We start from the raw sequence: 13,756 nt of genomic DNA on the forward strand, positions 1-13,756 counted from the left end.
ATTATGTATATGGTGTATATGTAATACATATACAGTTAAAAGAGGTTTTTCTATGAAAATAATACTTAAAAACAGTTCCGAACAACCTTTATACCAACAAATAAAAGATCAAATTAAGGGTGCCATTCTCCGTCAAGAATTAAAAGAAGGAGAAAAACTACCTTCCATTCGTTCACTAGCAAATGATTTGCATGTTAGTGTTCTTACAACGAAAAGAGTATATGAAGAGTTAGAGAAAGAAGGCTTTATTATAACTATTGTAGGAAAGGGGTCATTTGTAGCGTCTGAAAACATGGAAATGTTATTGGAATCTAAAAGGCATCTGGTGGAAAAAAAGCTCTCAGAAGTGTGGCAAATGGCTAGAACTCTTGGAATAAATAAAGAAGAACTTTACTCAATGATGGATATCATTTTTGAAGAGGATGATGAATGATGAAAGCCGTTTTAGAGGTAAATAACTTAAAAAAAGAGTTAGGTAGTTTCAGCTTAGAACAATTAACTTTTTCACTAAAGGAAGGCTGCATAACAGGATTCATCGGTGTAAATGGTTCTGGGAAAACAACAACAATTAAAACCATTCTTGGACTTTATCCCAAAGATGACGGTAGCATTAAATTTTTTGGTAAAGATATGGAAAAAAATGAATGCGAAATAAAAAATCGCATTGGTGTAGTTTTAGACGAAGGCTATTTTTATGAAGAGATGACATTGAAAGAAATGAAGAGTATTATTGCCCCAGCATATACGAATTGGGATGAATCTGTTTTCTTAAACTACATAAATCGTTTCAATTTAAAATTAAACCAGAAAATTGCCACTTTATCGAAAGGTATGCGTATGAAATTTGCTATTACTTTAGCTCTATCTCACCATGCGGATTTATTAATAATGGATGAACCAACAAGTGGGCTTGATCCATTAATTCGTAATGAGTTAATGGAAATACTTTTAGATTTCATGGAGGAAGAGGGGAAAAGTGTTTTCTTTTCTACTCATATTACGTCTGATTTAGAGAAAGTAGCTGATATGCTTATTTTAATCGACAATGGCAAAATCGTATTCAATGAAAGTAAAGACGAACTATTAGAAAGACACGCTTTGATAAAAGGGGATAATCGTTTAATAAATGAACACTCGACTAAATTATTTTTAAGATTACGTCAAACACCATTTGGATTCGAAGGAATTACCAATAAAGTAGATCAAGTATGTGAGCAAATGAAAGATATTATTATAGAAAGACCCTCCATTGAAGATGTAATGTTGGCTTATGTAAAGGAGAGATAAAATTGTTGCTTCATCTCGTTAAAAAAGATTTAATTTTAGCAAAAAAGTATCTATTGGTTATGCTTATTTTTGCAATTGTAGCACCTATATTTAACAATTCAAAATTAGGATTAAGTAACGGCAGCTTTATAAGTTTTCTTACTACTGTTTTATTTGTGGAATATATTTTGTTTAATATGATTTCGTTTCAAGAGGATAAATATAAAGGGGCAGCCCTTCTTTGTACAACTCCATATACTCGAAATGGTGTTATTAAAGCAAAATACGTATTTATTCTCGTCATTTTTATTGCGTGCTTTCTTTTATATAATCTTGCTGCAGCAATTGGTGCATCATATGGGTTAACACGGTTAAGTATTTATAGTGTAGGAGTAGCTCTTCTTATTATTTCTATTTTTTTCGGTTTATTAATTCCTGTTCAAACTAAATTTGGGTATGAAAAAACAAAATATATCTTTTTTATTACGGTCTTTTTAACTCCATTTATACTGCCAACTATTATTGAATGGTATCAATCTATTGATATTAATATCAATTTTAACTTACCAATACCTCAATCTATAAAGGATTGGATACCTTTTGCTATAGCTGTTTTAATGGGATTAATTTCAATGATTATATCAATCCGAATCTATTCAAGGAAAAACTTATAATCATTTTTTGAGGTGAATATGAATGAAAATAATCATATTTTTATTTCGTCTCATCACCATATTCTGTGATGTTCACACAATTCCGGCAATAAGTTAGCGAGATTGATACTCAATCTAGAGTAGCTCCTTCGTCAGCTTGCAGACCACTAAGTGGGTAGAATGGAAGAGGTCAAGCGCTTTCCTTGACGGATTCCATTCTACCAACTACAATGCGGAAAGCTGATGAAGGGCATGGTTAAGCAACCTGATTTTTATAAGTTTTACCTGTACATTCCAAAAATACACGTAGCCGAAATCTTTCAAGGTTTCTGAAGCCAAAAGCACGTCTTTTGATGTTCTTACTCTTATGGTTTGTACCTTCAATCCGGCCATTCGTAAAAGGGATAAGAAAATATTGTAAAATTTGTGCCTTCCAATTTTCTATCGTCTTGGCTACTTGATGAAATGAAGGAAATGGGCTGCTCCATGCGAGTTGAATCTATTCTTCTAACTCAAGTTTGACAGAGTACACTAAAGAAAAGCCCGAAAATACTGGTGTTTTGGACTTTACCCACAACACGTACCACTACACTTGTTAGTGGCACGTGTTTTTTTCTAATACTCTAGGAGGCGCTTGTGTGACAAGTGCTTCAAATGCTAGATTTGCTTGACCTTGTAATTCTGTACGAACGATTTGCTCTTCACCATTCACGCGTATTTTCGAGGCCTTCATCTGGCTTACATCATGCAAAATATCCTTTACACTTGTTTGGCATCCTATTTCTTTTAGCTTATAGGCCAAAAAGGATTCCATGACAAGCGCAAGGAAACAAACCATGATATGGCCTCGAATACGAGATTCCACTCGATGGTACATCGGGCGAAGTTCTAGATTCGACTTCAGGTTACGAAAGGCTTGTTCCACTCTCCACAACTCTTTATAGGCAAGTGCTGCCTCTTCATCCGTTAATGACGAGTTGGTCCGAATGGCGTACTTTCCGTCAAACTTTTCGTCATTGGATACCTTCTCTTCATCAATTTTGGCCGATGCTTTTTCTATCGTTAAAAACTTGGAATACGCACGGTTTTTGACGAGTCCAGATGGACCGAGTTCATCAAGCTTCGATTGAAGGTTTTCTAACACGACTTGACGACTCGCTCGATCACGTTCTTCAGCGTCCGGATTGTAACAGAGTACATACGTTTCGCCATCGATTTTCTTTGACTTCACTTTTAGATTCGGGAGAACCTTCTTATATGGCCCACGGATGGATAATAGCTCTTGGGCTTTCTTCGACTTTCGTAATTTGACACCCACAATATATTCCATGCCCAGTTCACGAATTTGATCTAAGTTGGCTTCACTAACCATTCCGCGGTCTCCCACTAGAATGACTTTCTGAATAGGATAGCGCTTCTTCAGGTCTCCAACCACCATGCCAAATGTCTTCGTATCATGCATGTTTCCAGGGAAGACTTGATGCCCAATCGGAATCCCTGTTTTGGTCATTAATAAGCCAATCACGACTTGTTTTCGATCTCCACGATGATCTTTGGAGTAACCATAGTGAGCCAGCAGTTCGTCTGCTTCCTCTCCTTCGAAATAGGTGCTTGTCGTGTCGTAAAACACGATATCTACTTCTAATGAGGTTAAATCGGTTAAATGTCCATAAAGTTGTTCCTCAATTTTTTCTTTTTGTTCACTTAAGAAGTCTAATGCACGATAGTAGTGATGGAGTTGGATGTCTGAAAGACCTTCTGCATAAATCGTGTCGATCCATTGTTTGAAGATATAATGCTTACTATTGGGATCCATGAGACGGTTTAACACCATGGCAAAAATGGCTTCGTCATACTGAGAAGCAGCCTCGGAATCATCCATGATTTTACGTAATAGCCGACCAAGCCCTAACTTTTCCCATACCTTTCGGAACAGATAAACCGGCCCAAACTCTTTTGTCCAAAGCACGGAGACAGAAGAGGAAGAGCCTTGCCCGTGAATTCGGTCAAAGTAACGCTCTGAAAATTTGGCTAATCCCTCGATTATGTTATCGACAGAGCCATTCTCTAATAAATGTTCTAACCTCCCTAGATTACAAAGCGTTTGTTGCCGAACTTTATTGTCTACACGAAATGTACGACATATTTGTAGATATTGACGAACAGAACCATTTTTATTTTTTTGCTTATTAATTCGAATATACATAGCACTAATAGTATAACATATATTACATATTATTGGATATACAAAAGTTATCCACATAACACTACATAATGATTATATTTTCGATAAAAAAAGTGGATAACTATTGGTATAATCATCTTTAGTTATCCACATGTAGTGAAATGGTGTCAAACTTGAGTCTAAGAGTGAATCAGCTGTATCATAGTCATTCACTTGGTATATTTTTCTAAATAGTTCTTTTAGAAAATAGGCATATGACAATTCTGAATGCTCTTTGAGCATCTCGTCTAATTGTTGTTTTTCATTAGCCGTTAACTTTTCAGAACCTTTCAAGAGTTTAAACCGTCCCTTTTTTAGTCCAGGAGTTTTCTTTCTAACTTGGTCAAGTGCATGTGTCACCTTTTGCACCACATGATATTTATCAATGACGATACAGGCCTCTGGGAATATAGATTTAACAGCTTTATGGAAGGGATCCCACATATCCATAACAACGGTATGAACGCATTTATCAGACAGAATCTTCTTGGCAAGTAAGATCTGAGTTGAACGATAACTCCGTTGATGTTCCATACCAAGCACACTCCCGGATTGGGTATCCATAAGAACTGTTTCATATCGGTGACCCTTTCGGACAGCGATCTCATCAAGGCTAAGGATTAATTCATTGTCTTCTAAAACACTTTCAAGAGTTTCTAAATGCTCCTTCTCTTTTTCTTTAGCAACGGAATAAAATATTCTCTCAACGGTTGTATAAGGTATTTTTTCCTTTCGACTCACTTCTTGGATAGTAGAGCCAATGCACATTTCGTACAGATATTCTCTGTACCGATTGGTCTGATGCTTATTAGGACGGATACATTCAAATGTTTGTGAAAATCCCTCATTACAGTTGTGACAACGGTATCTATACACTCTGACAAATAAGAAAAGGGGCTTACCTAATACGGACAAGTCACGAACCTTTCTTGTCCGCCAGTCATGGGCATGACTAGAAAAAAAACCGCAGTAAGAACAGCGTTCTTCTGTAGTATTTTTCTCAACATGTAACAAACTGCAATCTTCAAGAAACACTTGTTTAACAACTTCAAATTCTGGCAAATCTAGTGATACGGAAAACACTTTAGAACCTCCTGTTATGTTAAGTGACGCTAACATTATTGCCAGGAATTCGTGAGTGTTTTCCTTATTTTTTGGGTTAAATCACAAAATGTGGTGATGAATCAAAAAAGAGAGACGAACCATTTATTTCGCCTCTCTTAAGCTATTTTCATGATTTTTAAGCAAAATATTAAAATAAAACGATTTTCCGAATTGTTTAAATCTATATTTAGTAATTGTTCAATTTTTTTCAATCGATAGGTCATCGTACGCCGATGAATAAACAGAATTTCTGCCGACTTTGAAACATTGCCATTTTCCTGTAAATAAACTTCCAATGTTTTTAATAAATCATTCTTTTTATCTTCCAGCAATGGCGCCAAAAAGTTCAGTGCGTATTGTTTCGCAAACGGGTCATCAATTAAATTTAGTAAAAACTGATAAATTCCCATTTCATTATATGTGTAAACATATTCTCCCTTTTTTACATTCGAACCGACTTCGATGATTTTTGTAACAGATTGCACGACCGTATCGAGGTTGGCTCCTTTTCCAAAATAAGGACTAATCGAGACATATAATCCCCTTAAAGGATCCAATTTATTGTACGCCTCTATTTGGTTTTTCCACCGTTGGACCATTTCACTATAATTCTCTTCAATACCTGTTAGGAGCGCATAAAATTTTCTGTTTTTCATAAAGATAAACACTTGACTTTTATGAATTTGCAATTGCTCAATGAAATCCATTAACTTATTTCGAATTAAACCTTCATAGTCAATCAAAGACGGATTGGAATACGGGATGTTTAAACTGTCCGAATAAAAGTGAATAATGACATTATTCTTTTCGTTTGCCTGATCCAAATGGTCAAAACCCTTCAGAAACCCATTCATTTGTTCATAATCGTTTAGACGTTTTCTCTGATTATACAACTGTTCTTTCAATAATACATCTTTTAGCTTGTTCCCCACTTCTTCTAAATGATTTTGAAAGACAGGATCCGTGATTAAAGAATTGATACAGTGAATGTGGACAACGGCAAATACGCGGTTTTTATAAGTAAGCGGGATAATCATTTGCTTTCGATATCCTTCTATACTAAATAAAATATTTTTCGTGTGTGAAAATTTAGTTGTCCACTCCTCCAACATTTCATCATACCGCTGATAGGTTGGCAGTGAAAAAAGTGCCGTTGACTTTCTCCATCCATCGGATGTAAAGTTTTTTGCAGCATATAGAAGTCTTCCTTCGTTATCTTCTATATAAACGGATCCATTTAACATCTTTGATAGCACATCAAGCGCTTCTTGAACCGAATCGATTTCCATTGCTCCAAATTTTGACAAAGGATTTTCCGAACGACCCTGTCCAAAATACTTCTCTTTATATAAACATTCATAAAGTGGTGTTAACACGTTTATATAGGAAATGTTTTTAGGCAAAGTGATGATGGGAAAGTCATGTTGATTGGTAATGGCAATCATTTCTTCCGGAAGCGTATCAATAAATCTTCCGACTTTTATAACTAAACCAGCCGCCCCAATCGATATCAAATCCTTTACAACTTGAATTTGTTTATCCGGATCGTCTTTTATTGAATAAAAGGTTGTTAATACTAACATACCGGGAGTTGCCCAATTCAATACTTCCGGAACTTCCATGACTTCAACCGTTTCCACATTGCGGAAAATCCCCTTTTCACCAGCAACGATCTTTCCTGAAGCTAATTCGCCAATTTTTAATGCATCTTTTACTTTCATCCCTTCATCGCCTCGAAAAAAATTTGAAAAGGAAATATTTTTTGAACATTATATCACCAATTGAAAAAGATAGTAATACAAAATTGTTGAGAGTAATGGAAATAGTTCGTATTTTCGTAAAAATTTTTCAGTTAATGAGGTTGATTGTTCGTTTTATAGATTTGGAAATATAGGGCATATCTATAGGTCAACCCGTTATTCTCCTAAAAAAAACCAATTACTCTATTCAAGTTTCTAAAGATTGACATTAACCGAAATTGAATGGTTTACGACAAAAAACCGAAAGAACGAAACCTGAAAGAGACAAACAAATGCCCGGACGTATATGCAAAACAGCCGCAACGGTTTGGGAATATTATCAACAAAAGAACATAATAGGTGAAAACATCTAAAAAATGCGGCGATGTCGTTTCAAGATGAAGTCCAAGAATTTGTGTAAAAAGAAGCGGACACAAAGCGGTTCTATTTCCGGAGATATAAGTTTGTTGAACTAGGAGTCGGCTTTTACACAAACATTAGGATTTAACCTCATTTCAATATGCGCCTGATAGCCGACAATCCTTAATCAAACGTTTAATTAAGAAAAAGCGGGCGAAAAAACTGCTTCCTGTTTTTTGTTGGGGGCTAGCCAGTCATGAAAACATATGAAATGCCGAATACACTGCAGCGGCAAAAAGTCTATGTCGGAACGAAAGAATACTATGCGAAAACAGTGACAAATCAATCGTATGGAATTTCATATGAGCGCTCCAAAGGAAATGTTCCTCATCTTAACGCAAATGAAATACCGTATGAAAGCGGCCTGTTTAATGAGAATATAAAGGGTTGTTGAGGATCGTAACCATAGTGAGAGGATGTTCGGAATACGCTTGTTCCAAGGAGAGCAAAGGAAAACAGCCTTGCCAATAATACAATACCCGATCTTGCAAATCATGCTTGTGAACTATTTGAATTTCTACGTTCATCCGCTCTTACGTTTCTTTCACAAATTCCGTATTTTCTTATTGAACATCAACAATGCGGCCGCGTCCCGCACCTATGAAATAACAATTCATAAAAGTGATGGCAATCCGCTTTCGGCTTGGATGGCCGAACAGCTGTTTAAACATGAGATCCATTTCCAAATCGAGGTATTCTTTCATGACGGGGTTGATCGCTGCCAGCCGTACAAAAGCTACAGTCCACCACCGTCCGCTTTTCAAAAGTAATGATCCGCATTTACAAAAATAGAACCATCACTCCGGATGGGGACAAGCAGAGGAACAATTCTAAAATAACATAAGGAAACTTACCACAAAGCGAAAGTAAGTTATAATGAATGGTAGCAGAAAGAAATGAGATGGGTGGATTGATAAACATGAAAATCAAAACATTATTGATTGCTCCCTACCCTGGTTTAAAAGAATTAGCCTTAACCCTTGCCAAAGAACAACAATTGCTGGACATGACCGTTGTACAAGGAGATTTACGTGAGGCGATTCCTATTGCGAAACAATATGAAAAAGAAGGCTATGATCTCATTATCAGCCGCGGCGGCACCGCGCAGCTGCTGCGCCAGCATGCATCACTGCCAGTCATTGAAATAAAAGTCTCCGGCTATGACATATTGCGTATATTGACATTGGTCAAAGACTATAACGCACATCTTCGCATTATTGGATTCCCCAACATATGCCAAGGTTTTATTTCTGTCTCCAATCTTTTAGGCGTCCAAATTCCTTATACCATTATCCATGATCAAGAAGAGGTAGAGGAGGCCGTCCAACAAGCGAAGGCCGGCGGCGCCCAAGCGATCATCGGAGACACGATCACGTGCAAGACAGCGGAAGCGCACGGGCTTCAGAGCATACTGATTACTTCAGGCAGAGAGTCCGTGATCGAAGCGTTTGAACAAGCAAAACAAACTTATCAAATTATTGAAAACACCGCCAAACAAACAAAAATATATCAACAACTGCTGCAAAAAACAAAAGAACCTATTGTTGTTTATGACGAAAATGGCACGATACAATTCGCTAATTCCTCTTTTCAAAAGATATTGCGATTTATCAAAAAGGATTCGGATGAATCTTCTATTTATGCGTATTTTCCGTTTCTCCACAATGCGTGTGCGCAATTATGCAAAAAAATTGAACCGATCGAAATATTGTACACTTTCGCAACCGACGATGAACTGATGCAGTTTCGGCAAGGATACCTTAAAACGGATAATGCCGAAAACCAGTATTACCTGCGGTTTTCGGACGAAGAGAAGGAAGACCGGCAAGAATACGGCCTATCCGTTGCTGCCATTCAGCCAATCATGACTTCCTTTTCACAGATTCCCGGGAACAGCCAACTGATGCAAGCAGTTATTAAGCAAGGAAAAAAGGCTGCGGCGCATAATAAGCCAGTAGCATTATACGGAGAAAAAGGAACCGGAAAAAAACACTGGCCGGAATCATTCATTGTGAAAGCAAGGCGCAAGATGGTTTTCTGCTGCTCATCCGGATCTTAGAAGATCATCGCGAGATTGCAGACTATCTCAAACTCATCCTCGTCCATTTGGAAATGGGGACATGTTTTTTCCAAGGTGTGGAACGTTTGCGGTTGGAACACCAAAATCATCTAGCGCAACTCATCGATCAGACAAAAGCACGCATTATTTTTTTATTTCATGATAACCCGATTGATTTGTTGCAACAAAAAAAATTATCGGTTCAAATTTTTAAACAATTTAAACAAAACCAAATCCGATTGCCGTCCCTAAAAGAACATGCGGAAGATTTGGACGAATATCTCCGAAAATTTATTGCGCAATATAACGTCAAATACGGAAAGCAAATTGTAGGTGTGCAGGAAGAAGCGCTAAAGTGGCTGTACAGCCGTACTTGGAAAAATAATTTACAAGAATTAAGCAGTGTGATGGAACAAGCCGTTCAGTTTGCGAATCATGAGTATATAAGGAAAGAAGATTTCAACGACATTTTGAAAAACACGGATGATCACACTCAACTGGGCTGCTCCGTGATTGATCTCAATAAACCGCTCGCCGAAATTGAAAAAGACATTATCTGGAAAGTATTACAAGAAGAAGAGATGAATCAAACAAGAGCAGCCAAAAGATTAGGGATTAATCGGAGTACGTTATGGAGGAAACTGAAATAACGTTGCATTATGCAACATTATTTCAGTTTTTTTATTATAAATCAAAAAATTGTTGATAAATTAAACATAAATAAAATATAGATGTAAGCGATTTCTGTATGCGTTTTTTTATAAAACTGTTTCATTTTTAAACATAATTGTGAGGGAGAGATGAAAAAATGAAAATCAAAGCAACGTTGGATCGCATTCCAGGGGGAATGATGATCGTTCCACTCATCGTGGGAGCCATCATCAACACATTGTTTCCGAACGCAGCGAAAACTTTCGGTTCGTTCACAGGCGCGCTGCTGACAGGAGCGTTGCCAATCCTAGTTGTTTTCTATGTGTGCATGGGGGCGACGATTGATTTTAAAGCCACTCCGTACATCCTTAAAAAAGGAGGCGTGCTGCTCCTCAGCAAAGTAGGCATCGCAGCAGTGATCGGGATCATTGCCGCCCAATTCCTCGGCGAAGGCATGATTAGCGGAGGGATGTTTGCAGGGTTGTCAGTGTTAGCCATCGTAGCAGCCATGAACGACACAAACGGCGGGTTGTACATGGCGTTGATGGGCCAGTTTGGCAAGAAAGAGGACGTCGCTGCTTATTCGATCATGAGTTTGGAATCAGGTCCGTTCCTGACGATGGTAACACTCGGAGTAGCAGGACTTTCCGCTTTCCCTTGGCAAACATTGGTAGGTGCGATCTTACCCTTGGTCATCGGGATGATCCTTGGCAATTTGGATCAAGAGCTGCGCGAATTTCTCGGGCGTGCCGTTCCAGTGTTAGTTCCATTTTTTGCGTTCGCACTGGGGGCTGGTCTGAACTTGCTGAACGTGTGGAAAGCGGGAATTGCAGGAATTTTGCTGGGGATCGCAGTTGTACTCATTACGGGTACGGTGCTTTGGGTCGTTGACCGATTGACAGGAGGCAATGGCATAGCAGGGCTTGCGGCCGCTTCAACAGCAGGCAATGCAGCGGGTGTCCCTGCGGCAGTTGCGGCAGCCAACTCTTCGTATGCTCCGGTAGCTCCCGCAGCCACTGCATTGGTCGCTTCCTGTGTCATCGTCACCGACATCTTGGTTCCAATCGTCACCGCTTGGTGGGCAAAACGGATCGGGGCAGACAACAAAGCAACGGTTTGATGGACGGAGGGAGACAGGATGAACAAACTAGCCATTATTGCCGATGACTTGACAGGCGCTTCCGATTCCGGAGTGCAATTCGCCAGGAAGGGGCTTGCCACGCAGGTCTTGTTTGATCTAACCGGGCTGTCCAGTGTGAGGGATATAGAGGCAATCGTAGTCGACACCGATAGCCGATCGCTTCCCGCGCTTGACGCATACCGGCGTGTACAGAATGCAGCGAAATTATTACAGGAGATGGGATTTCGCCACCTGTACAAAAAAATCGATTCCACCCTTAGAGGAAATATCGGAGCGGAAATCGATGCCATTTACGATACAATAAAACCGACATTTATGATAATTGCACCGGGTTACCCTCAAAACGGGAGAACCATTTATAAAGGGCATCATTTTTTACACGATACATTGCTGCATGAGACAGAATTATCACGAGATCCGAAATGCCCGATAAAAGAATCATATGTTCCCAGTTTAATAGCAAAGCAGACGAAGCGCCCTATAGGGCTGATTGACTACCAAACCCTTCGTCTCGGATTTGACAAAGTCAAAGAACAGCTTGATCGTTATCGGGCAATAGGTATTCCTTACATCATCTTTGATTCCTTAAGCGAGGAAGATTTGCAGGACATCGTCCGATACGTGTGCCGGATCAATGAAAAAGTCGTATGGGTCGGATCGGCAGGTCTAGCCAATTATCTTCCCGAAGCTTATCACCTGCAAAAAACAAACAAAGCGGACATGATCGAGCCAATCGAACGGCCCATTCTGCTCGTCGTAGGCAGTGTAAGCCAAGTTTCCCGCAAACAGCTCGATCGCGCCCTTTCTTTACAAAACGTGAAAGGAATACCGGTAGATTCGATAAAACTCGCAAGCAATGACCAGTACCGTTATGAGGAGATGGAAAAGGCCTTTCACCAAGCGGAACAATGGGCTAAACAAGGTTATCATGTCGCTCTCTATTCTTCCGCTTCGCCAAATGAAATCAAACAGGTGCAGGAAATAGGCAAATCGAAAGGATTGAGCGCAATCAAAATAAGCAATTTCATCTCCCAAAGCCTAGGAGAAGCCGCCGCTAGGTTAATTCAGAAAGGATATTTTGGCGCCATGATCTTAACGGGCGGCGATACGGCAAAACATGTTTGCGATAAAATCGGGGCTAAGGGTTTTGAATTGCTGGATGAAGTGGAAACAGGAGTGCCAATAGCGAAATTAATTCATGACTCAGGAATGTACGTAGTAACAAAGGCGGGCGCCTTTGGTTCGGAAAATACATTTATTCAAGCCATTCACCAATTAAAAGGAGTAGATGCCAAATGAAACCTGTCATCGGAATCACGATGGGAGACGCTGCCGGTGTAGGGCCGGAGATTATCGTAAAAGCTTTGCAAAACCGATCCATTTATGAACAATGCAATCCTTTAGTGATAGGAGATGCAAAAATATTAGAACGGGCAGTTCAAATTACCAATTCCAAACTGGCCATTCACCCTATTTCATCGGTAAAGGAAGCAGCTTGCCAATACGGCACAATTGATTGCATCGATTTAAATTTGCTTCCCGCCGATTTGCCTTTTGGCCGGGTATCAGCAGCTGCAGGCGATGCCGCATTCCAATTTTTAAAACGCGCCATCGAATTAGCGAAAAACGGGGATATTCAAGCCATTTGCACAGCTCCTTTAAATAAAGAAGCCCTGCACAAAGGCGGACATCAATACTCGGGACATACCGAAATTTTGGCCGATTTAACGGGCACTCAAGATTATGCAATGATGTTGTCCTCTCCAAAACTTAAAGTCATTCATATCACCACCCATGTCGGGTTAATTAAAGCGATTGAAATGATTAATCCCGATCGGACCTACAAAGTTATTAAGCTGGCTCACGAAACGTTAACAAGAGCGGGAAAAGAAAACCCAAGCATCGCCGTGTGCGGCATTAATCCACACGCTGGAGAAAACGGTCTGTTTGGCAATGGAGAGGAAGAGGAAAAACTCATTCCCGGCATCCGAAAAGCACAAGAGGAAGGAATCAATGCAACCGGACCATATCCGGCAGATACATTATTTTACCGTGCGGTGCGCGGAGATTTTGATATTGTTGTCGCTTGCTACCATGACCAAGGGCACGCCCCTATTAAAGTGCTGGGGCTGGAAGCCGGAGTAAACATCACCGTCGGCCTCAAAGGCGGTATCATCCGCACATCTGTCGACCATGGAACAGCCTTTGATATCGCAGGAAAAAATCTGGCGGACGAACGCAGCATGCTCGAAGCCATTCGCGCCGCTGTCGAACTGGCTCCGAAAGTTTAAACACCAACCTTTTTACTTTATTTATCTGTTTTTGGCAATTAAAAAATGTATGAATGACAAAATACGAATATTCCATTCCCTGTATAAAATTTTAGGTCTATATCGCTTGACACGGAGCTTCTGCGGACATGTTTCCTAGCGAAAGGAGCGAGCGCCAATCCTTGCTTCGCAAGGCATCAAGCCTAACATGTCCGCCACTCCATGTAAA

13 protein-coding genes and 1 pseudogene are annotated in these 13,756 nt (G+C 39.5%); 9 read left to right on the top strand and 5 right to left on the bottom strand.

The features are described from left to right. The first annotated feature begins 52 nt into the window (after window positions 1–52). Genes NSS70_RS19060 through NSS70_RS19070 form a run of 3 tightly spaced genes read left to right on the top strand, consistent with a single transcriptional unit; the run spans window position 53 to window position 1,940 of the window. The gene (locus tag NSS70_RS19060; protein WP_066251550.1) at window positions 53–433 is read left to right on the top strand and encodes a GntR family transcriptional regulator; all 381 of its coding nucleotides are present in this window, start codon (window positions 53–55) and stop codon (window positions 431–433) included. After that, window positions 433–1,287, top strand: coding sequence for an ABC transporter ATP-binding protein (locus tag NSS70_RS19065; protein WP_066251558.1), 855 nt, complete (start codon window positions 433–435; stop codon window positions 1,285–1,287). Before NSS70_RS19060 ends, NSS70_RS19065 begins: the two co-directional genes overlap by 1 nt. Before the next feature lie 2 nt (window positions 1,288–1,289). Further along, on the top strand, window positions 1,290–1,940 hold the full coding sequence (locus NSS70_RS19070; RefSeq protein WP_339192839.1) for an ABC-2 transporter permease: 651 nt from the start codon (window positions 1,290–1,292) through the stop codon (window positions 1,938–1,940). Between the two features lie 235 nt (window positions 1,941–2,175). On the opposite strand, the pseudogene NSS70_RS19075 reads toward NSS70_RS19070, so the two are convergent. The 4 genes and pseudogenes from NSS70_RS19075 to NSS70_RS19090 all read right to left on the bottom strand — a co-directional run. After that, window positions 2,176–2,418, bottom strand: a pseudogene (locus NSS70_RS19075) (transposase); the annotation flags it as partial. Window positions 2,419–2,514: 96 nt separating this feature from the next. After that, window positions 2,515–4,125 carry an IS1634 family transposase gene (locus NSS70_RS19080; protein ID WP_339192846.1) on the bottom strand — a complete coding sequence of 537 codons (1,611 nt, stop codon included), beginning with the start codon at window positions 4,123–4,125 and terminating at the stop codon, window positions 2,515–2,517. 72 nt (window positions 4,126–4,197) lie between these two features. Beyond that, entirely contained in the window at window positions 4,198–5,226 is a 1,029-nt protein-coding gene (locus tag NSS70_RS19085; RefSeq protein ID WP_340882298.1) for an ISL3 family transposase, read from the bottom strand. Between the two features lie 137 nt (window positions 5,227–5,363). Further along, window positions 5,364–6,968 carry a PucR family transcriptional regulator gene (locus NSS70_RS19090; protein ID WP_340882302.1) on the bottom strand — a complete coding sequence of 535 codons (1,605 nt, stop codon included), beginning with the start codon at window positions 6,966–6,968 and terminating at the stop codon, window positions 5,364–5,366. Between the two features lie 634 nt (window positions 6,969–7,602). Here NSS70_RS19090 and NSS70_RS19095 point away from each other — a divergent pair. Then, window positions 7,603–7,800 (top strand): hypothetical protein, encoded by a 198-nt coding sequence (locus NSS70_RS19095; protein ID WP_339197890.1) that lies wholly within the window; start codon window positions 7,603–7,605, stop codon window positions 7,798–7,800. Between the two features lie 169 nt (window positions 7,801–7,969). On the opposite strand, the gene NSS70_RS19100 is transcribed toward NSS70_RS19095, so the two are convergent. After that, complete coding sequence (locus NSS70_RS19100) at window positions 7,970–8,170, bottom strand: hypothetical protein (protein WP_339197893.1); 201 nt, start codon at window positions 8,168–8,170, stop codon at window positions 7,970–7,972. Between the two features lie 155 nt (window positions 8,171–8,325). Between NSS70_RS19100 and NSS70_RS19105 the strand changes: the two genes are divergently transcribed. From NSS70_RS19105 to pdxA, 5 genes are all read left to right on the top strand, one after another. Beyond that, window positions 8,326–9,465, top strand: coding sequence for a sigma-54-dependent Fis family transcriptional regulator (locus NSS70_RS19105; protein WP_339197896.1), 1,140 nt, complete (start codon window positions 8,326–8,328; stop codon window positions 9,463–9,465). An 86-nt stretch (window positions 9,466–9,551) separates the two neighbouring features. Next, window positions 9,552–10,115, top strand: coding sequence for a helix-turn-helix domain-containing protein (locus NSS70_RS19110; RefSeq protein ID WP_340882305.1), 564 nt, complete (start codon window positions 9,552–9,554; stop codon window positions 10,113–10,115). Window positions 10,116–10,273: 158 nt separating this feature from the next. Continuing rightward, window positions 10,274–11,236 carry a 2-keto-3-deoxygluconate permease gene (locus NSS70_RS19115; protein WP_339210567.1) on the top strand — a complete coding sequence of 321 codons (963 nt, stop codon included), beginning with the start codon at window positions 10,274–10,276 and terminating at the stop codon, window positions 11,234–11,236. A gap of 18 nt (window positions 11,237–11,254) precedes the next feature. Then, window positions 11,255–12,556 (top strand): four-carbon acid sugar kinase family protein, encoded by a 1,302-nt coding sequence (locus NSS70_RS19120; RefSeq protein WP_339197905.1) that lies wholly within the window; start codon window positions 11,255–11,257, stop codon window positions 12,554–12,556. Further along, window positions 12,553–13,548 (top strand): 4-hydroxythreonine-4-phosphate dehydrogenase PdxA, encoded by a 996-nt coding sequence (pdxA, locus tag NSS70_RS19125; protein WP_339210568.1) that lies wholly within the window; start codon window positions 12,553–12,555, stop codon window positions 13,546–13,548. The genes NSS70_RS19120 and pdxA overlap by 4 nt, the downstream gene beginning before the upstream one ends. Window positions 13,549–13,756: the final 208 nt, after the last annotated feature.

The sequence above is a fragment of the Aeribacillus sp. FSL K6-2848 genome (assembly GCF_038004325.1).
GTDB lineage: Bacteria > Bacillota > Bacilli > Bacillales > Aeribacillaceae > Aeribacillus > Aeribacillus composti.

Bases quoted from the DNA above. Each gene is read 5' to 3' on its own strand.
- NSS70_RS19060 (WP_066251550.1), top strand. From the start codon at position 53: ATGAAAATAATACTTAAAAACAGTTCCGAACAACCTTTATACCAACAA.
- NSS70_RS19065 (WP_066251558.1), top strand. From the start codon at position 433: ATGAAAGCCGTTTTAGAGGTAAATAACTTAAAAAAAGAGTTAGGTAGT.
- NSS70_RS19080 (WP_339192846.1), bottom strand. From the start codon at position 4,125: ATGTATATTCGAATTAATAAGCAAAAAAATAAAAATGGTTCTGTTCGT.
- NSS70_RS19090 (WP_340882302.1), bottom strand. From the start codon at position 6,968: ATGAAAGTAAAAGATGCATTAAAAATTGGCGAATTAGCTTCAGGAAAG.
- NSS70_RS19095 (WP_339197890.1), top strand. From the start codon at position 7,603: ATGAAAACATATGAAATGCCGAATACACTGCAGCGGCAAAAAGTCTAT.
- NSS70_RS19105 (WP_339197896.1), top strand. From the start codon at position 8,326: ATGAAAATCAAAACATTATTGATTGCTCCCTACCCTGGTTTAAAAGAA.
- NSS70_RS19115 (WP_339210567.1), top strand. From the start codon at position 10,274: ATGAAAATCAAAGCAACGTTGGATCGCATTCCAGGGGGAATGATGATC.
- NSS70_RS19120 (WP_339197905.1), top strand. From the start codon at position 11,255: ATGAACAAACTAGCCATTATTGCCGATGACTTGACAGGCGCTTCCGAT.
- pdxA (WP_339210568.1), top strand. From the start codon at position 12,553: ATGAAACCTGTCATCGGAATCACGATGGGAGACGCTGCCGGTGTAGGG.